The sequence below is a fragment of the Streptomyces sp. SM1 genome, from assembly GCF_002910825.1.
Taxonomy (GTDB): Bacteria; Actinomycetota; Actinomycetes; order Streptomycetales; family Streptomycetaceae; genus Streptomyces; species Streptomyces okerensis.
Genome location: NZ_NEUB01000173.1, coordinates 1 through 19,045, shown reverse-complemented (window position 1 = coordinate 19,045; position 19,045 = coordinate 1). Strand labels below are relative to the sequence as shown.

General features: G+C 72.3%; 18 protein-coding genes and 1 pseudogene. 15 read left to right on the top strand and 4 right to left on the bottom strand.

Annotated features, from left to right (window positions below):
• Positions 1 to 688: (Fe-S)-binding protein (locus B9S61_RS03965; RefSeq protein WP_146064701.1), on the top strand; the 688-nt coding region annotated here is incomplete at its 5' end.
• A 301-nt stretch (positions 689 to 989) separates the two neighbouring features.
• On the opposite strand, the gene B9S61_RS40635 is transcribed toward B9S61_RS03965, so the two are convergent.
• The 3 genes from B9S61_RS40635 to B9S61_RS03955 all read right to left on the bottom strand — a co-directional run bounded on the left by B9S61_RS40635 (position 990) and on the right by B9S61_RS03955 (position 2,693).
• Positions 990 to 1,379: an NPCBM/NEW2 domain-containing protein gene (locus B9S61_RS40635; protein ID WP_181007227.1), complete on the bottom strand. Its 390-nt coding sequence runs from the start codon at positions 1,377 to 1,379 to the stop codon at positions 990 to 992.
• Positions 1,380 to 1,711: 332 nt separating this feature from the next.
• On the bottom strand, positions 1,712 to 1,924 hold the full coding sequence (locus B9S61_RS40265; RefSeq protein ID WP_146064700.1) for a hypothetical protein: 213 nt from the start codon (positions 1,922 to 1,924) through the stop codon (positions 1,712 to 1,714).
• Positions 1,925 to 2,240: 316 nt separating this feature from the next.
• Entirely contained in the window at positions 2,241 to 2,693 is a 453-nt protein-coding gene (locus B9S61_RS03955) for an NUDIX hydrolase (protein ID WP_258039534.1), read from the bottom strand.
• A gap of 225 nt (positions 2,694 to 2,918) precedes the next feature.
• Here B9S61_RS03955 and B9S61_RS03950 point away from each other — a divergent pair, with 225 nt between their 5' ends.
• From B9S61_RS03950 to B9S61_RS03900, 11 genes are all read left to right on the top strand, one after another.
• Positions 2,919 to 3,872: a DMT family transporter gene (locus B9S61_RS03950; RefSeq protein ID WP_103540932.1), complete on the top strand. Its 954-nt coding sequence runs from the start codon at positions 2,919 to 2,921 to the stop codon at positions 3,870 to 3,872.
• Positions 3,873 to 3,984: 112 nt separating this feature from the next.
• The gene (locus tag B9S61_RS03945) at positions 3,985 to 4,347 is read left to right on the top strand and encodes a DUF6247 family protein (protein WP_103540931.1); all 363 of its coding nucleotides are present in this window, start codon (positions 3,985 to 3,987) and stop codon (positions 4,345 to 4,347) included.
• Positions 4,344 to 4,604 (top strand): hypothetical protein, encoded by a 261-nt coding sequence (locus B9S61_RS03940; RefSeq protein ID WP_103540930.1) that lies wholly within the window; start codon positions 4,344 to 4,346, stop codon positions 4,602 to 4,604. Before B9S61_RS03945 ends, B9S61_RS03940 begins: the two co-directional genes overlap by 4 nt.
• Positions 4,605 to 4,766: 162 nt before the next feature.
• Positions 4,767 to 5,564: a TIGR03084 family metal-binding protein gene (locus B9S61_RS03935; RefSeq protein WP_103540929.1), complete on the top strand. Its 798-nt coding sequence runs from the start codon at positions 4,767 to 4,769 to the stop codon at positions 5,562 to 5,564.
• The gene (locus B9S61_RS03930; RefSeq protein WP_181007225.1) at positions 5,561 to 7,282 is read left to right on the top strand and encodes an acyclic terpene utilization AtuA family protein; all 1,722 of its coding nucleotides are present in this window, start codon (positions 5,561 to 5,563) and stop codon (positions 7,280 to 7,282) included. The genes B9S61_RS03935 and B9S61_RS03930 overlap by 4 nt, the downstream gene beginning before the upstream one ends.
• Positions 7,279 to 8,877, top strand: a complete 1,599-nt coding sequence (locus B9S61_RS03925; RefSeq protein ID WP_103540928.1) for an acyl-CoA carboxylase subunit beta — start codon at positions 7,279 to 7,281, stop codon at positions 8,875 to 8,877. The genes B9S61_RS03930 and B9S61_RS03925 overlap by 4 nt, the downstream gene beginning before the upstream one ends.
• Before the next feature lie 14 nt (positions 8,878 to 8,891).
• A complete protein-coding gene (locus tag B9S61_RS03920; protein ID WP_103540936.1) occupies positions 8,892 to 10,736 on the top strand; it encodes a biotin carboxylase N-terminal domain-containing protein in 1,845 nt (614 codons plus the stop codon).
• Between the two features lie 158 nt (positions 10,737 to 10,894).
• On the top strand, positions 10,895 to 12,034 hold the full coding sequence (locus B9S61_RS03915) for an acyl-CoA dehydrogenase family protein (protein WP_103540927.1): 1,140 nt from the start codon (positions 10,895 to 10,897) through the stop codon (positions 12,032 to 12,034).
• 34 nt (positions 12,035 to 12,068) lie between these two features.
• Complete coding sequence (locus B9S61_RS03910) at positions 12,069 to 13,649, top strand: 4-coumarate--CoA ligase family protein (RefSeq protein ID WP_103540926.1); 1,581 nt, start codon at positions 12,069 to 12,071, stop codon at positions 13,647 to 13,649.
• Positions 13,646 to 14,380 carry an enoyl-CoA hydratase family protein gene (locus tag B9S61_RS03905; RefSeq protein WP_103540925.1) on the top strand — a complete coding sequence of 245 codons (735 nt, stop codon included), beginning with the start codon at positions 13,646 to 13,648 and terminating at the stop codon, positions 14,378 to 14,380. Before B9S61_RS03910 ends, B9S61_RS03905 begins: the two co-directional genes overlap by 4 nt.
• Positions 14,368 to 15,015 carry a TetR/AcrR family transcriptional regulator gene (locus B9S61_RS03900; RefSeq protein ID WP_181007224.1) on the top strand — a complete coding sequence of 216 codons (648 nt, stop codon included), beginning with the start codon at positions 14,368 to 14,370 and terminating at the stop codon, positions 15,013 to 15,015. The genes B9S61_RS03905 and B9S61_RS03900 overlap by 13 nt, the downstream gene beginning before the upstream one ends.
• Positions 15,016 to 15,024: 9 nt before the next feature.
• Here B9S61_RS03900 and pdxH read toward each other — a convergent pair whose 3' ends face one another.
• The gene (gene pdxH, locus B9S61_RS03895; protein ID WP_103540923.1) at positions 15,025 to 15,711 is read right to left on the bottom strand and encodes a pyridoxamine 5'-phosphate oxidase; all 687 of its coding nucleotides are present in this window, start codon (positions 15,709 to 15,711) and stop codon (positions 15,025 to 15,027) included.
• Positions 15,712 to 15,980: 269 nt separating this feature from the next.
• Between pdxH and B9S61_RS03890 the strand changes: the two genes are divergently transcribed.
• The 3 genes and pseudogenes from B9S61_RS03890 to B9S61_RS03880 form a co-directional block, all read left to right on the top strand.
• Positions 15,981 to 17,081 carry a citrate synthase 2 gene (locus tag B9S61_RS03890; RefSeq protein WP_103540922.1) on the top strand — a complete coding sequence of 367 codons (1,101 nt, stop codon included), beginning with the start codon at positions 15,981 to 15,983 and terminating at the stop codon, positions 17,079 to 17,081.
• Between the two features lie 314 nt (positions 17,082 to 17,395).
• Positions 17,396 to 17,852 (top strand): annotated as a pseudogene (locus B9S61_RS03885) (GNAT family N-acetyltransferase).
• Between the two features lie 143 nt (positions 17,853 to 17,995).
• Positions 17,996 to 19,045 (top strand): PAS domain-containing protein (locus B9S61_RS03880; protein WP_103540935.1); only part of this gene is annotated, 1,050 nt, incomplete at its 3' end.

Genomic DNA, 19,045 nt, shown 5'->3' with positions numbered 1-19,045 from the left:
GGCCCTGCCCCCGACGCTGCGGCCGACCGGCGGCCGGGTGGGAGACGCCCGCTCCCGCTCGGCCCTGTCACTGCCGGCCGTCCGCCGGGCCCGGGTCTGCTGCGGCCTGACGTACGTCTCCACGGGCCAGCTCGACCGCGCCCGCGCGGTGCTGCGCCGCACCCTCGACCTCCTGGAACCGGTCCTGGCCACCGACGCCCCCCTGGTCGTCCTGGAACCGAGCTGCGCGGCGACCCTGCGCACGGACGCCCCGGAACTCCTCCACGACGACCCCCGCGCGGCGCAACTCGCCTCGCGGGTCCTGACGTTCGCGGAGACGCTGGAGCGGTACGCCCCCGGCTGGACCCCACCGTCCCTGAACCGTCCCGTCACCGGCCAGACCCACTGCCACCAGCACGCGGTCCTGGGTGACGCCCCCGACCGCCGCCTCCGCGCGGCGGCCGGCCTCACCGGCGAACTGAGCGGCGGCTGCTGCGGCCTGGCGGGCAACTTCGGCTTCGAGAAGGGTCACTACGAGGTCTCGGCCGCCTGCGCCGAGGACCAGCTCCTCCCTTCGGTACGTGAGGCCCCGGACGAGGCGATCGTCCTGGCCGACGGCTTCTCCTGCCGGACCCAGCTGGAACAACTGGCGGGCGTCCGGGGCCGCCACCTGGCGGAGGCACTGGCGGTCGCCCTGGAAAAGACGTGAGCATTCGCCCCCCTTCCGCCCCCGACGCGCTCAGTTGAGCCGCTGCACCCTGCGGTCTGCCGCAATGACTCCTGGACGGTACGTGTCCCGTGGGCGCCCGTGGTCCCTCGGTCGTGAAGTCGTCGGCCGAGCTCGGTGTCGACGCGTCGACCGCCCGGAAGGTGCCGGCCCACCTGAAGGCGGACTGGTCCGTGCGGAGGTGGGCCTCGGCTCGTTCGTCGCCGAGCGGTCCGAAGGGGACGGCGGCACGTGACGCCCGCGGTGGCGAACGCGTGCTCCCGTGCGGCGGAAGGGCCGCTCGTCAGTTCTCCAGCCGCGCCGAACCCCAGGCGGCCTGGCCCGTATAGGCCCCGTTCGTCGATCCGCTGACGTGCTTGGCCACAAGGCGGAGCTGGACTCCTTCCGTGACCTTCTCTTCGATGTGCGCGGACCGGGTGACCGTGGTCCTGTGGGTCTCACCGAGTTGCCGGCCGTCGAGATACACCTCGAAGTCGATCACGGCGTCGGCGCGTGAATCGCTGTCGGGGCCGACGTCCGCGACAAAGGTCGTCCACTTTCCGTCCAGCGCGTACACGACGTAGACGCTGCTCAGGTTGTCGCTCGGCCCGATGTCCTTCCAGATGGAGGACGTGTACGGAGTCCCCGCGATCTGGGCGGTCCCCGAGTAGGCCCTCTTCTCGATGGGACGCATCTCGCTCAGGTGTGTCGTCTGCGGCCCTAGCGAGGACTCCTCGACGCCCGTGGAGGGAGAATCCTGACCTGGGTCCGTATCGCCGCCGGCGGACTGGCGGGAACCCGGGTCGGTCGGATCCTGCGTTGCGGATGCCGAGGCCGGAGCGCCGTCCGACGTGGCGGAGGCCTCGAGCGAGGGATCACCGCCCCCTGAGGCTCCGGCCGACGGCCCGTTGGCGTCATTGTCCTCCCCGCAGACGGACTGCCCCTCGCAGGTGTTACTCGTACATCCGGAAAGGCCGAAGACCGCGAAGGCGAGGGCGACGCACGCGGCGACTGCCGGTTTCCCCCTCATTTCTTCTCAAGGGGTTCGCCGCCGCCTACGCGGTTGTTGTCGTTGTTCTCACCGCAGACGGCTCCTCCGTGGCACGTGTTCTGGGTTCCGGGGCCTGTCTGCTGCATGGCCGCCCATGCCCCGATGCCCGCGATGGCCACCGCGGCGAGAACGCCCAGTGCCTTGATCCACACAGCTTTTCGCTGTGTGCCGTTCATCCGCTGCGCCATGTGCCGCTCCAGAACTGTGAGTTGCGGGCCATCATGGTTGCGGCCGGTCCGCACGCGTGACGTAGCCGATTGCGTTAACCCACCGCGGGCAGTCTTGTAGGATCCTGGCGATGTGCCAGTTGGACGCGGCAAGAGGATGGCGGGGTTCCAGGTGCGCCTAGTTCTTTGAGCGTGGCTCATCTACGGTCGACGCCGACTGGCATCGCACCGCGTGGTTCTCACGCTGCCCGTGCCGCCCCGGAGCATGAGTCCCGGGCCGCGGGGAGGAACCGTGTCCCCGGTGGTAGAGCCGCGGGTTCATGACGGGCGGGCGGACTCACGGCGCCGTCTCGCCCCGCGCCAGCGGACCGCAGACCGGCTGGATTCCCTCCGGGAGGTCGTCCGGGCGGCACCAGCGGGACTCCAGGATCTCGAGGGGATCGAGGCGGAGTTCGCCGCCCAGGAGGCGGGCCTCGTAGGCGACCTCCATGCGGGTGCGCAGTCCGCTGTTCAGCATGACGAGGCGGCCCACCTCCACGTCGAGGTTGGTCTCCTCCTTGACCTCGCGCACCACGGTGTCCCGGAAGTCCTCGCCCTTGTGGGCGAAGCCGCTCGGCAGGCCCCACTGGCGGTGCGGGGGCCACATCCGGTGCCGGAGCATCAGCACGCGCCCCTCGTCGTCGCGCACCACGCCGGTCACGCCGACCACGAACTTGGCGTGCAGCAACCACATGACGCGGCTCTGTACCGGGCGCAGGAGTCGCCAGAGACGGACGAGAAGGCGTCGCAACAGGGCCTCGGATGCTGGGAACGGACGTGGGGGGTCACCGGTGGAAACCGTACCCGGTGGGGTCCACGTCGTGGACGGAGTTGACCGGGGCGCGGCGCGGGCCTCATCGTCAGGCATATAAGCCCTTTACGGTGCTGACGTAGTTCAATAGAGTGGACTGAATAGTGCATCAGAACGCATACTCGGTCTAGGCAAGTGTCCGCTCCGACATCCCTGGAAGGCCCCGTGACCACCCCCAGCGCCACCACCCCGTCCACCGCGCCCGGGACGGGCCACGCCCCCGCGCCCACGCCGGACGGCGTCCCGCGCGGGCGGGGTTCCCTGGGGCCGGTCGGGCTGGTGCTCGCGGGCGGGGTCTCCGTGCAGTTCGGCGGGGCGCTGGCGGTGACGCTGATGCCTCGTGCCGGTGCGCTCGGCGTGGTGACGCTGCGGTTGCTGGTGGCGGCGGTCGTGCTGATGGTGCTGTGCCGGCCGAAGCTGCGCGGGCACTCGCGCGCCGACTGGGGCACGGTGATCGTCTTCGGTGTCGCCATGGCGGCGATGAACGGGCTGTTCTACCAGTCCGTCGCGCGGATCCCGCTGGGCCCGGCGGTCACACTGGAGGTGCTCGGCCCGCTCACGCTGTCCGTACTGGCCTCCCGGCGGGCGGTCAACCTCGTGTGGGCCGCGCTGGCCCTCGCCGGTGTGTTCCTCCTGGGCGGCGGAGGCTTCAGCAGCCTCGACCCGCTGGGCGTCGCCTTCGCACTGGGCGCCGGCGCCATGTGGGCGGCGTACATCGTCTTCAGCGCCCGTACGGGGCGCCGCTTCCCGCAGGCGGACGGGCTCGCCCTCGCGATGGGGGTGGCGGCGGTCCTCTTCCTGCCGCTGGGTGTCGCGGAGTCCGGTACCAAGCTCCTCGACCCGACGATCCTCGCCCTGGGCGCGGCGGTCGCGGTGCTGTCCTCCGTGCTCCCGTACACCCTCGAACTCCTCGCGCTGCGACGCCTGCCCGCCTCCACCTTCGCCATCCTGATGAGCCTGGAACCGGCCCTCGCCGCGGCCGCCGGCTTCCTCATCCTCGACCAGGCCCTCTCCACCACCGAGGCCGCCGCCATCGCCCTGGTCATCGCGGCGAGCATGGGCGCGGTGCGGACGCAGGTGGGGCGGGGGAAGGTGAAGGGAACGAGGGCTGTCTCCTGACGATCGCCGGGCGTGGCGAGGTGTGTCAGGGCTAGAGTCGCTCTCGTCTCTCGAATCAACCGGCCCCGTCGCGTGACCGGCCCGTCCCCAGAGGTACGAAGGGAACAGCGCCATGAGCGTGCAGCACACCGAGACCGTCGGCGATCGCCCGCTGATCCCCCGCCCGGAGCGAACACCTGGCGCCCTGCGGGCTGCCTGCACGGTTGTCGCTCCCGGCCTGGTGGCGGCGTATGACCAGGCTAAGGACCAGGCCCTCGCGGAGGCGGTGGAGCACGGTTCACTCAAGCCGGTACACGCTTACCTCAGCCATTGGGCTGCCCTGATCGAGATCGAGCGGCACCCGGCCACGGCCAGGGAGTACCACCGCGCGGTGTACCTCGCCCAGATCGCCACCACGGTGGACGAGGCCCAGGAACATCTCAGGACAGCGAGTTCCCTCTATCGCGAGGCTGCCGAGGCGGTGCGCGCGGAGTGACCTGGCGTTGGGAGTACGTGCCCGACCACGAGACGGTCGCGGGCGGAGCTCCGGCCGACTTCCTCGCCGAGGTGGCGAAGATGGCCGATGAACTGGTCAGGGCGGCTGAGGTCCTTCACCTTCATGGGCCCGGATACCAGGGCGCCGACGAGGGTGCCAAGCACGCCTTCGTCGCCGGCGGCTTTTTCGTGTACATGATTACGCCGCGCTCGGAGCTCGTCACCATCTGGCAGGTGACACCCGATCCCCTCGCCTGAGGATCCCGGCGAAGAACCAGGCGGTCGTTGAGGGCGAGCGAGTTGCGCCGCCGGAACGGTGCGTCCCAAAAATTCATGCAAGCATGCTTGCTTGTTTCTCATCCTGCTGCCATGCTCCACGCAATCGCGCCGCACACCGCCGTGCCCCGAGGGGAGCGCCTCATGTCCGATCCGACGCCCGTGATCGACGACCTGCGTGAGGAGAGCGAGGCGGTCGACCGGCTCGTGACCGAGCTCCCTTCCGAGCAATGGACGCTGCAGACGCCCGCTGCCGGCTGGACCGTCGCGCACCAGATCGCCCACCTCGCCTGGACCGACCACTCCTCGCTGCTCGCCGTCACCGACGCGGACGGGTTCCAGGCGTTGGTCGAAGGGGCCCTCGACGCCCCGCACACCTTCGTGGACGACGGAGCCGAGGAGTACGCCCGGTCCGCGCCCGCCGAGCTGCTCGCGCGGTGGCGGCAGGGGCGGGCGGCGCTGGAGAAGGCACTGCGGGAGGCGCCGGCCGGGGCACGGTTCCCCTGGTACGGGCCGCCCATGTCGGCAGCCTCCATGGCCACCGCCCGTCTTATGGAGACCTGGGCACATGGGCTGGACGTGGCCCACACGCTCGGTGTGGTGCGGCCACCCAGTGACCGGCTCCGGCATGTGGCGTGGCTCGGGGTGCGGACCCGGGACTTCGCCTTCGGGGCGCACGGGCTCACCTCGCCCGCCGACCCCTTCCGCGTAGAACTCGCCGGGCCGGGCGGTGACATCTGGGCGTACGGCCCCGAGGACGCGCCCCAGCGGGTCACCGGGCCCGCGCTCGACTTCTGCCTGCTGGTCACCCAGCGCGCCCACCGCGCGGACCTGGCCCTCACCGCGGACGGCCCCGACGCCGACCGCTGGCTGGACATCGCCCAGGCCTTCGCCGGACCGCCCGGCGGCGGACGGGAGCCGAAGGAGGGCACCGCGCGGTGACGGCGAAAGCGACGGCGGGGGCGGGGGCAGCGACGACGACCCTGCGCATCGGGAACTTCTCCGGCTTCTACGGAGACCGCGCCGACGCCCTGCGCGAGATGCTCACCGGCGGCGAGGTCGACGTCCTCACCGGCGACTACCTCGCCGAGCTGACCATGCTCATCCTCGCCCGCGACCGGCTGAAGGACCCCGGAGCCGGGTACGCCCGTACCTTCCTGCGGCAGCTGGAGGACACCCTCGGCCTCGCGCACGAGCGGGGCGTCAGGATCGTCACCAACGCGGGCGGGCTCCATCCCGCGGGGCTCGCGGACGCCGTGCGCGCCCTCGCCGGCCGGCTCGGCATCGCCGTACGGGTCGCCCACGTCGAGGGCGACGACCTCACCGCGCGGTACCCCGGCAGCCTCGCCGCCCACGCCTACCTCGGCGGCTCCGGGATCGCGGAATGCCTCCGCGCGGGCGCCGGCGTGGTGGTGACCGGCCGGGTCACCGACGCCGCCCTGGTCACCGGGCCGGCCGCCGCCCACTTCGGCTGGGGGCCGACGGAGTACGACCGGCTCGCGGGGGCCGTCGTCGCCGGGCACGTGCTGGAGTGCGGGACGCAGGCCACCGGCGGGAACTACGCCTTCTTCGGCGAGCGCGACCCCCGTGACCTCCGGCGGCCCGGATTCCCGCTCGCCGAGATCCACGCCGACGGCAGCAGCGTCATCACCAAACACCCCGGCACCGGCGGCTTCGTCGACGTCGGGACCGTCACCGCGCAGCTGCTCTACGAGACGGGCGGCGCCCGGTACGCCGGGCCGGACGTCACCGCGCGGCTGGACACCGTACGGCTGACCCAGGACGGGCCCGACCGGGTGCGGGTCGAGGGGGTCCGGGGAGAGGCGCCGCCGCCCGCGCTCAAGGTCGGGCGCAACCGGCTCGGCGGCTTCCGCAACGAGGTCGTGTTCGTGCTCACCGGGCTCGACATCGAGGCCAAGGCGGATCTGGTGAAGGAGCAGATGGGCGACGCGCTCGCCAAGGCGCCGCCCGCCGAGGTGTGCTGGGAACCGGCCCGCACCGACCGGGCCGACGCCTCCACCGAGGAGACGGCGAGCGCGCTGCTGCGGCTCGTGGTGCGGGACCCGTCCCAGGAGAAGGTCGGGCGGGTGCTCAGCGGGGCCGCCATCGAACTGGCACTGGGGAGCTACCCCGGGTTCCATGTGATGGCACCACCGGGGAAGGGCTCCCCGTACGGGGTCTTCGAGGATGTGTACGTCCCCCATGGCGACGTCGGCCATGTGGCCGTCCTCCATGACGGTCGTCGTGTCACCGTGGACGCGCCGAACGACACCGCCGTACTCGAGGACGTACCGGCGCCCGCGCTCCCCGAGCCGCTGCCGCCGGGACCCACCACCAGGGCCCCCCTCGGCCTCCTCGCCGGCGCCCGCAGCGGCGACAAGGGCGGGAACGCCAACGTCGGCGTCTGGGTCCGCGACGACGACGCCTGGCGGTGGCTCGCGCACGAGCTGACCGTCGAGCGGTTCCGCGAGCTGATCCCCGAGGCCCGCGACCTCCCCGTCACCCGGCACGTACTGCCCCGCCTGCGCGCCCTCAACTTCCTCGTCGAGGGCATCCTCGGCGAGGGCGTCGCCGCGCAGGCCCGTTTCGATCCGCAGGCCAAGGCGCTCGGCGAATGGCTGCGCTCCCGGCACCTCGACATCCCGGAGGTCCTCCTGTGACGGTCCTCGAATCCGCCCTGAACCCGGCCGACCCGGAGTACCGGGAGCACCGCGACGCCATGCTCGCCAAGCTCGCCGAACTCGACGCCGAGCACGCCAAGGCCCTCGCGGGCGGCGGTGAGAAGTACGTCGAGCGGCACCGCACGCGCGGCAAGCTGCTGGTCCGGGAGCGCATCGAACTGCTCCTCGACCCCGACACTCCGTTCCTGGAGCTGTCCCCGCTGGCGGCCTGGGGGAGCGACTACACCGTCGGCGCCTCGCTCGTCACCGGCATCGGCGTCGTCGAGGGCGTGGAGTGCCTGATCACCGCCAACGACCCGACCGTGCGGGGCGGCGCCAGCAACCCCTGGAGCCTGCGGAAGGCCCTGCGCGCCAACGACATCGCGCTCGCCAACCGGCTGCCCGTGATCAGCCTCGTGGAGTCCGGCGGCGCCGATCTGCCGTCCCAGAAGGAGATCTTCATCCCCGGGGGTGCCATCTTCCGGGACCTCACCCGGCTCTCCGCGGCCGGTATCCCCACCCTCGCCGTCGTCTTCGGCAACTCCACCGCCGGAGGCGCGTACGCCCCCGGCATGTCCGACCACGTGATCATGGTCAAGGAGCGGGCGAAGGTGTTCCTCGGCGGCCCGCCGCTGGTGAAGATGGCGACCGGTGAGGAGAGCGACGACGAGTCCCTCGGCGGCGCCGAGATGCACGCCCGCGTGTCGGGCCTCGCCGACCAGTTCGCCGTCGACGAGCAGGACGCGCTCCGCCAGGCCCGCCGGGTCGTCGCCCGTCTCAACCACCGCAAGGCGCACGCCGACCCGGGGACCGCCGCGCCCCCCAGGTACGACGAGGACGAACTCCTCGGCATCGTCCCGGGCGATCTGAAGATCCCCTTCGATCCGCGCGAGGTCATCGCCCGGATCGTCGACTCCTCCGACTTCGACGAGTTCAAACCCCTCTACGGGACCAGTCTCACCACCGGCTGGGCCACCCTCCACGGCTATCCCGTCGGCATCCTCGCCAACGCCCAGGGGGTCCTCTTCAGCGAGGAGTCCCAGAAGGCCGCCCAGTTCATCCAGCTCGCCAACCAGCGCGACATCCCGCTGCTCTTCCTGCACAACACCACCGGCTACATGGTCGGCAGGGAGTACGAGCAGGGCGGCATCATCAAGCACGGCGCGATGATGATCAACGCGGTCAGCAACTCCCGCGTCCCCCACCTGTCCGTCCTCATGGGCGCCTCCTACGGCGCCGGGCACTACGGCATGTGCGGCCGCGCCTACGACCCGCGCTTCCTGTTCGCCTGGCCCAGCGCCAAGTCCGCCGTCATGGGCCCGCAGCAGCTCGCCGGCGTGCTCTCCATCGTCGCCCGGCAGTCGGCGGCGGCGAAGGGACGGCCCTACGACGACGAGGCGGACGCGGCGCTGCGCGCCATGGTGGAGCAGCAGATCGAGTCCGAGTCGCTGCCCATGTTCCTGTCCGGGCGGCTGTACGACGACGGCGTCATCGACCCGCGCGACACCCGCACCGTCCTCGGCCTGTGCCTGTCGGCCATCCACACCGCGCCCTTCGAGGGCGCGCGCGGTGGCTTCGGCGTCTTCCGGATGTGAGGCCCACCATGCCCATGATCAATTCCGTACTGGTGGCGAACCGGGGAGAGATCGCCTGCCGCGTCGTCCGCACCTGCCGCGAGCTGGGGATCCGCACGGTCGCCGTGCACTCGGACGCCGACGCGGACGCGCTCCACGCGCGCGTCGCGGACACGGCCGTACGCCTGCCCGGGGCGGCGCCCGCCGACACCTATCTGCGCGGCGACCTGATCGTGAAGGCCGCCCTCGCGGCCGGCGCGGACGCCGTGCACCCCGGCTACGGCTTCCTCTCCGAGAACGCCGGCTTCGCGCGGGCCGTCCAGGACGCCGGACTGGTGTGGATCGGGCCGCCCCCGGAGGCGATCGAGGCGATGGCGTCCAAGACGCGCGCCAAGGAACTGATGGGCATCGAGCCCCTGCGCGAGGTCACCGAGGCCGACCTGCCGGTCCTGGTGAAGGCGGCGGCGGGCGGCGGCGGACGCGGGATGCGCGTCGTCCGGCGTCTCGCGGACCTGGACGGTGAACTGGCCGCCGCCCGCGCGGAGGCCGCGAGCGCCTTCGGCGACGGGGAGGTGTTCACCGAGCCGTACGTGGAGGGCGGACGCCACGTCGAGGTGCAGGTCCTCGCCGACACGCACGGCACGGTGTGGGCGCTCGGCACCCGCGACTGCTCCCTCCAGCGACGGCACCAGAAGGTCATCGAGGAGGCCCCGGCCCCCGGCCTGTCCGCGCGCCTCACCGAGGAACTCCACGCCCTCGCCGTACGGGCCGCGCGGGCCGTCTCCTACGCCGGGGCCGGCACCGTGGAGTTCCTCGTCGCCGACGGCCGCGCGCACTTCCTGGAGATGAACACCCGCCTCCAGGTGGAACACCCGGTGACGGAGGCGGTGTCCGGCGTCGACCTCGTCGCCGAGCAGATCCGCGTCGCCGAGGGGCACACCCTGGACGGCGAACCCCCGGCCGTGCGCGGGCACGCCGTGGAGGCCCGCCTCTACGCCGAGGACCCGGCACAGGGCTGGGCCCCGCAGACCGGCCGGCTGCACCGCCTCGCCGTCCCCGACGGCGTGCGCCTGGACACCGGCTACACCGACGGCGACGACATCGGCGTCCACTACGACCCCATGCTCGCCAAGGTCGTCGCCCACGCGCCCACCCGCGCGGAGGCGATCCGCAGACTGGCCGCCGCCCTCGACCGCGCGGTGATCCACGGCCCCGTCACCAACCGGGACCTCCTCGTCCGCTCCCTGCGGCACGAGGAGTTCGCGTCGGCCCGCATGGACACCGGCTTCTACGACCGCCACCTCCCCGCCCTCACCGAACCCGCCCCCGACCCGCACGCCCCGCTCGCCGCGGCCCTCGCCGACGCCCACGGCCGCTCCCGCTTCGGCGGCTGGCGCAACCTCGCCTCGCAGCCACAGGTCAAGCGGTACGCCATCGGTGGCGAGGAACACGAGGTCCGCTACCGGCACACACGCGAGGGCTTCGAGGCCGACGGCGTGGGGGTCGTGCACGCCGACGCGGGACTGGTGATCCTGGACGTGGACGGCGTACGGCGCCGCTACGAGGTCAGCCGCTACGGCGACCGCGTGTACGTGGGCGCCACCGCGCTCACCGCCCTGCCCCGCTTCCCCGACCCCACCGCCCAGCACGCCCCCGGCTCCCTGCTGGCACCCATGCCGGGCACGGTCGTCCGTGTCGCCGACGGAGTGACCGAGGGAGCCGCGGTGGAGGCCGGACAGCCGCTCCTCTGGCTGGAGGCCATGAAGATGCAGCACAGGATCACGGCCCCGGTCACCGGAGTCGTCAGCGCCCTGCACGCGACCCCGGGCCGACAGGTGGAGGTCGGCACCCTCCTGGCGGTCGTGGAGGAAACCCCTTAGAGACGCGAGGAACCACGCCTTTCAACGGCGCGAGGAACCACGCCCCTCAGGGGCGCGGGGAACTGCGCGAGAAACCACGAAGCACCCGCACTCTCGCGACAACCCGAAGCACCCGCACTCTCGCGACAACCCGAAGCACCTCCCCCTCAGGAGCGCCCATGCCGGTGATCGAATCAGAAGAACACAAGGCTCTCCGCGAAGCGGTCGCCGCGTTCGCGAGCAACCACCCCCGCACTACCTCCCGCACCGACAACCGCCCGTTCTGGCAGGAAGCCGCCAAGCTCGGCTACATCGGCGTCAACCTGCCGGAGGCGTACGGCGGTGGTGGCGGCGGCATCACCGAACTGTCCCTCGTCTCGGAGGAGATGGGCGCCGCCGGCAACCCCCTGCTGATGATGATCGTCTCCCCGGCGATCTGCGGCACCGTCATCTCCCGCTTCGGCACCGAGGCGCAGAAGCGGGAGTGGCTGCCCGCCCTGGCCGACGGCAGCCGCCTGATGGCCTTCGGGATCACCGAACCCGACGCCGGATCCAACAGCCACCGCATCACCACGACGGCACGCCGGGACGGCGCCGACTGGCTCCTCACCGGCCGCAAGGTGTTCGTCTCCGGGGTCGACATCGCCGACGCCACCCTCATCGTGGGCCGCACCGAGGACGCCCGCACGGGCAGACTCAAGCCCTGCCTGTTCATCGTCCCGCGCGATGCCGAGGGCTTCCGGCGGCGCCCCATCGACATGGAACTCCACTCCGTGGAGAAGCAGTTCGAGCTGGTCCTCGACGACGTGCGGCTGCCCGCCGACGCGCTCGTCGGCGACGAGGACGCCGGACTGCTCCAGCTCTTCGCCGGCCTCAACCCCGAGCGCATCATGACCGCCGCCTTCGCGATCGGCATGGGCCGCTACGCGCTCGGCCGCGCCGTCGAGTACGCGCGTGAGCGCACCGTCTGGAAGGCCCCCATCGGCTCCCACCAGGCGATCGCCCACCCCCTCGCCCAGGCGCACATCGAACTCGAACTCGCCCGCCTGATGATGCAGAAGGCCGCCCACCTCTACGACGCCGGTGACGACATCGGCGCCGGAGAGGCCGCCAACATGGCCAAGTACGCGGCCGCCGAGGCCTGTGTGAAGGCCGTCGACCAGGCCGTGCACACCCTCGGCGGAAACGGCCTCACGCGCGAGTACGGGCTCGCCTCGCTGATAACGGCCGCGCGCGTGTCTCGTATCGCCCCGGTGAGCCGGGAGATGATTCTCAACTACGTCTCCCACCAGACCCTGGGCCTGCCCAAGTCGTACTAGGCCCGCCCGGCCTCCCGGCCGCCTTGGAGGAACCATGTTCCGAAGCGAGTACGCAGACGTCTCCCCGGTCGACCTCCCCATCCACGACGCGGTGCTCGCCCGGGCCGCCGAGTTCGGAAGCACCCCGGCACTGATCGACGGCACCGACGGCACCACCCTCACCTACGAACAGGTCGACCGCTTCCACCGGCGGGTCGCCGCCGGCCTCGCCGAGGCGGGCGTCCGCAAGGGCGACGTGCTAGCCCTGCACAGCCCCAACACCATCGCCTTCCCCACCGCGTTCTACGCGGCCACCCGCGCGGGCGCGGCCGTCACCACCGTGCACCCGCTGGCGACCGCCGAGGAGTTCGGCAAACAGCTCAAGGACTCCGCGGCCCGCTGGATCGTCACCGTCTCACCGCTCCTCGAGACCGCGCGCAGGGCCGCCGAACTCGCGGGCGGGGTGGAGGAGATCTTCGTCTGCGACAGCGCGCCGGGACACCGTTCCCTGATCGACATGCTGGCCTCCACCGCCCCCGAGCCGGTCGTCGCGATCGACCCGGCCGAGGACGTCGCCGCGCTGCCGTACTCCTCCGGCACCACCGGCGTCCCCAAGGGCGTGATGCTCACCCACCGGCAGATCGCCACCAACCTCGCCCAGCTCCAGCCGTCGATCACGGCCGGCCCCGGCGACCGCATCCTCGCCGTCCTGCCGTTCTTCCACATCTACGGGCTCACCGCCCTGATGAACGCCCCCCTGCGGCAGGGCGCGACCGTCGTCGTCCTCCCGCGCTTCGACCTGGAGACGTTCCTCGCGGCCATCCAGAACCACCGCATCACCGGCCTGTACGTGGCCCCGCCCATCGTGCTGGCCCTCGCCAAGCACCCCCTGGTCGCCCAGTACGACCTGTCCTCCCTCCAGCACATCATCAGCGCCGCCGCGCCCCTGGACGCGAGCCTCGCCGCCGCCTGCTCGCAGCGGCTCGGACTGCCGCCCGTCGGACAGGCGTACGGCATGACGGAGCTGTCGCCGGGCACGCACGTCGTCCCCCTGGAGGCCATGAACGAGGCACCGCCCGGCACCGTCGGCAAGCTGATCGCCGGGACCGAGATGCGCATCGTCTCCCTCGACGACCCCGGCAAGGACCTCGCGCCCGGCGAGTCGGGCGAGATCCTCATCCGGGGACCCCAGGTCATGAAGGGCTACCTCGGCCGCCCCGACGCCACCGCCGCGATGATCGACGAGGACGGCTGGCTGCACACCGGGGACGTCGGGCACACCGACGAGGGAGGCTGGCTGTTCGTCGTCGACCGCGTCAAGGAGCTCATCAAGTACAAGGGCTTCCAGGTCGCCCCCGCCGAACTCGAGGCGCTGCTCCTCACCCACCCGGGCATCGCCGACGCCGCCGTCATCGGCGTCTACGACGAGGACGGCAACGAGGTCCCGCACGCCTTCGTCGTCCGCCAGCCGTCCGCGCCGGAACTCGCCGAGGGCGAGGTCATGATGTACGTCGCCGAGCGGGTCGCCCCGTACAAGCGGGTCCGGCACGTCACCTTCGTCGACGGCGTCCCGCGCGCCGCCTCCGGAAAGATACTGCGCCGCGAACTCCGCGCGGCGCACGAGGAGCCCACGTGACCCTGATCGGCCGCACCCGCACGCGGGGCGTCGAAACGCTCTCCCTCGACGCCCCGGAACGCCGCAACGCCCTGTCCGCCGCCCTCGTCGGCGAACTGGCCGACGCGCTGACCGACGCCGGCCGGGACAGCGGCGTCCGCGCGGTGCTCCTCACCCACACCGGCAACACCTTCAGCGCCGGCGCCGACCTGCGCGACCCGCCCGCGCCCGAGGCACTGGTGGGCCTGCTGCGGCAGATCGTCGAACTGCCCAGACCCGTCGTCGCGCGGGTCACCGGACACGTCCGCGCGGGCGGGCTGGGGCTGCTCGCCGCCTGCGACATCTCCGCCGCCTCCCACGCGGCGACGTTCGCCTTCACCGAGGTCCGTATCGGGGTCGCCCCGGCCGTCATCTCACTGCCGCTGCTGCCCCGCACCGACCCCCGCGCGCTGGCCCGCTACTACCTCACCGGCGAACGCCTCGACGCCGCCGAAGCCGCCCGTATCGGCCTGCTCACGGCGGCCGGCGAGGACGTCGACGAGACCCTCGCCCCCATCCTCGACGGCCTGCGCAAGTCCGCCCCCGAAGCCCTGGCCGAGACGAAACGGCTGCTCACGGCTAGGGTGCTGGAGACATTCGACCGGGACGCGGCCGACCTGACCGCGCTCTCGGCACGCCTCTTCGCCTCCGCCCACGCGCGCGAGGGAATGACGGCCTTCCTCGAACGACGGGAACCGGAATGGGTGATGTGAGCACGGCCGACCGTGCGGAACGAGTCCCCAAGCAGGACCGCAGCCGGGCCACCCGGCAGCGGCTCCTGGAGGCCGCCGTGGCCTGCCTCGCCGAGCACGGCTGGTCGGGTTCCACGGTCTCCGCCGTCGCCGAACGCGCGGGCGTCTCCCGGGGAGCCGCCCAGCACCACTTCCCGACCCGCGAGGACCTGTTCACGGCCGCCGTCGAATACGTCGCCGAAGAACGCTCCACCGCGCTGCGCGCCCTCTTCCCGGAGGGCGCCGCCGCGAGCGACCGCCACGCGGTGATCGCGGCACTGGTCGGCCTCTACACCGGACCCGTCTTCCGCGCGGCGCTCCACCTCTGGGTCGCCGCCTCCAACGAGGAACAGCTGCGCCCGCGCGTGACCGAGCTGGAGCTGCGCGTCGGCCGCGAGTCCCACCGCATCGCCGTCGAACTCCTCGGCGCCGACGAGTCCCGCCCCGGCGTCCGCGAAACCGTCCAGGGCCTCCTCGACATGGCCCGCGGCCTGGGCCTCGCCAACCTCCTCACCGACGACACCACCCGCCGCGACCGGGTGGTGGCCCAGTGGGCGGCACTGCTGGACGAGGCGCTGGACCGGACCGCCCCCGGGGCGCCCCGGGTCACGGACTGAGGCGACGGTTCACGGGCTCAGCCGCTCCACCCGCCAGCCCCCGTCCGCCTCGGCGACGTACCGCAGGCGGTCGTGCAGGCGGTTCTCCCTGCCCTGCCAGAACTCCACCGCCTCCGGGGTCACGCGGAAGCCGCCCCAGTGCGGTGGCACCGGTACCTGCTCGCCCTCCGGATAGCGGGCCGCCAGGTCGGCGTAGGACGCGTCCAGCTCCGCGCGGCCGGCGATCACCGAGGACTGGCCGCTGGCCCACGCGCCCAGCTGGGAGCCGTGCGGACGGGTGCGGAAGTAGGCGGCCGTCTCGTCGCGGCCGGTGCGGCGCGCGGTGCCGGTGACGATGACCTGCCGGGCCATCGGGTGCCAGGGGAAGAGGAGCGACACGCGGGGGTTCTCGGCGAGGTCGCGGCCCTTGCGGGAGCCGTAGTTCGTGTAGAAGACGAACCCGTCGTCGTCGAAGTGCTTCAGCAGCACCGTGCGTGAGCCGGGCCGCCCCTCCGCGTCCGCCGTGGAGACGATCACGGCGTTCGGCTCGAAGAGCCCGCCGTCCGTCGCGGCCTGTTTGAACCAGCGCGCGAACTGCTCGACGGGCGTGGCGGCCAGGTCGGTCTCGGAGAGCCCCTCGGTCCGGTACTGCTTGCGCATCGCGGCGAGATCGAAGGGAACGGCGTCTCGGTCGGTCACGCCGTCATCCTGCCCCATGAGCGTGGCCGCCGGGAGGGGTGTCCTTCATCACGCAGTGGCACTGAGTGCCGCGAACACTCCCCAAAGATGGCACTCAGGGATATCGTGCTGGCACTGATCCGGTTGGGTGACCGTCAGCCGGGCATCACAGGGATGACGTCCAGGACCGCGAGTCCACACACCGTGACCGCGGAACCACCGGACGCACCCGATCGCGCCGCCCGGTCCGACACATGGTCGTCCCACCCCCAACACCATCTGTCACCCACCTCACAAGGAGCCGCCAGATGTCCGACTTCGTACCCGGGCTCGAAGGAGTCGTCGCGTTCGAGACGGAGATCGCCGAACCGGACAAGGAGGGCGGCGCCCTCCGGTACCGGGGCGTCGACATCGAGGATCTGGTCGGGCACGTCTCCTTCGGCAATGTCTGGGGGCTGCTCGTCGACGGGGCGTTCAACCCCGGGCTGCCGCCCGCGGAGCCGTTCCCTATCCCCGTGCACTCCGGTGACATCCGCGTCGACGTGCAGTCCGCGCTCGCCATGCTGGCCCCCGTATGGGGCCTCAAACCGCTCCTCGACATCGATGCCGCGCAGGCCCGCGACGACCTCGCGCGCGCCGCCGTCATGGCGCTGTCCTACGTCGCCCAGTCCGCGCGCGGCCAGGGTCTGCCCATGGTGCCGCAGAGCGAGATCGACAAGGCCGAGTCCGTCGTCGAACGCTTCATGATCCGCTGGCGCGGTGAGCCCGACCCCAAGCACGTCGCCGCCGTCGACGCCTACTGGACCTCGGCCGCCGAGCACGGCATGAACGCCTCCACGTTCACCGCGCGGGTCATCGCCTCGACCGGAGCGGACGTCGCGGCGGCCCTCTCCGGAGCCGTCGGCGCCATGTCCGGACCGCTGCACGGCGGCGCGCCCTCGCGCGTCCTGCACATGATCGAGGAGATCGAGCGCACCGGGGACGCCGACGCGTACGTCCGGCAGGCCCTCGACAAGGGCGAGCGCCTGATGGGCTTCGGCCACCGCGTCTACCGCGCGGAGGACCCCCGCGCCCGCGTGCTGCGCCGCACCGCCCGGGACCTGGGCGCCCCGCGCTTCGAGGTCGCCGAGGCCCTGGAGAAGGCCGCCCTGGCCGAACTGCACGCCCGCCGGCCCGACCGGGTGCTGGCCACCAACGTCGAGTTCTGGGCGGCGATCGTGCTGGACTTCGCCGAGGTCCCGGCGCACATGTTCACCTCGATGTTCAGCTGCGCCCGTACCGCGGGCTGGTCGGCCCACATCCTGGAGCAGAAGCGCACCGGCCGCCTGGTCCGCCCCTCGGCCCGCTACGTCGGGCCGGGCACGCGCGATCCGCGCGAGATCGAGGGCTACGGGGACATCGCCCGCTGAGCCGCCCGCGGGAACGCAAACGACCCGCGAGTCCGGTTCCTCCCGGAGGAGGAGCCGGCCGGACGTTACCGGCGACTCGCGGGTCGGGTGACTGCGTTGGATTGGGCCGGCTGCGTGCATCGCGCACACGCTGGTCCGGCGCCGAACCGAGTACGGCGGCGGGCCACTAGCCCACAGCCACCTCTTCCGTCCGGTCTGCATACATCTGCCGAACCACCTCCTTTCCGAAGTACCGCCACACTAAGAAGCGATCGCCGCGGGATCAACCACTTTTTTTCGTTGATCTCCGCGCGGGGGCGCGCTTGGCTTGCCGGATGAGTGATCCCCGTATCGAGACCGTGGACGGCGAGGCCATGCGGGAGCAGTGGCGGCACGTCCACAACGTGATCGTCCCGCCCGCCGCGATGACGCCCGACGAGGTGCGCGAGCGCCTCGGACGCGGGTACCGGCTGGAGAACGCGTACGACGGTGACGTCCTCGTCGGCTGCTCGACGGTGCGCCCGCCGGCGGGGGGAGGACGCCGTCGCGACCGTCATCGCGCGGGTGCTGCCCGAGCACCGGGGCAGGGGATTCGGGGCGGCGCTCTACGAGGCGGGGCTCGGGCACGCGCGCGCGGCGGGCGCCCGGGCCGTCGAGACGGTGGTGCTCGCCGCCAACGAGGACGGTGTCCGGTTCGCCCGTGCGCGGGGCTTCGACGAGGTCGAGCGGTATGTTCTGCCGGGGGAGAGGGAGCTGTGGCTGACGCTGCGGCTGGAGACTTGTCCCTCGTGAACGGGTCGACGCGGCTGCGGCGTACAACAATTCTCCCAATCTTGTCGAGAACCCGATGTGCGCTGAGTCACGTTCAAGTTGAATGATTGCGAGTGAGCGAACCGTCGTACCGTACGTGCGGACGCAGCCTGCAGGGGGTCCAGGTGAGTGCTTCCCGGCGTAGTGGGACCACCGACGAGCTGGGGCCGGACGAGCCCGAGCCCGCGCGGGAGGGGTCGGACGGCTCCGACCTTCTCGCCGCGCTGCTCGACGGCATGGACGCGGCCCTGTGCGCCTTCGACGCGGACGGGACGGTCACGCACTGGAACCGTGAGGCCGAGCGGATCCTCGGCTGGAGCGCGGACGAGGCGGTGGGCCGGGCCGGTTTCGCCGGGTGGGCCGTGCGCAGCGCGGACGCCGAGGAGGTGGAGGCGCGGCTGCTGGCGGCCATGGACGCCCCGGGCCGGCAGGTCAACGAGTTCGCGCTGCTCACCAAGGACGGCGGCCGGGTGCTGGTGCGAACGCAGTCCGCGGCCGTGCGCGGGCCGGACGGGAAGCCCGCCGGGGTGTACTGCGCGTTCAGCGAGGTGCACGCGCAGATCGATCTGGAGCGGTCGATCGCGCTGAGCGAGGCGCTGCTGGAGGACGCCAGCTGGGGTGTCGTCCTGGTCGACGCCGACCTGCGGCCCGCGGTCGTCAACGCGCACGCCGCGCGGGCACTGGGCGCGGGGCGCACGTCCGTACTGGGCCGGCCGCTCGGGGAACTGCTGGTGCAGGGCGTCGAGGAGCTGGAGAGCGCGCTCACCCATGTCCTCGCCGAGGGGGCGCCGCCCGCGCCGGCCGAGCTGTGGGTGAGCGTGCGCACGCCGGAGGGGGAGCGGCGGCGGTGCTGGCGCAGCGGGTTCGTGCGGCTGGCGTCACCGCTCGCGGAGGAGCCGGTGCCGCTCGGGGTCGGCTGGCTGTTCCAGGACGTGACCGAGTACCGGCAGAGCGAGCAGGAGGCCTCGCTGCTGCGGTTCCGCGCGCAGCAGCTGCACCGCGCGGCGCGCGCGGCGGCGGAGTGCGAGGACCCGGCGGAGGCGGCGACGGTCCACCTCGACTTCGCGCTCGCCGGATTCGCCGACCACGCGCTGATCGACCGGGTGGCCGACTGTGCGGAGGATGCCGACCTGGTGCGGCTGGTGCGGATCGCCGCCACACCGTCCGGCGCGCCG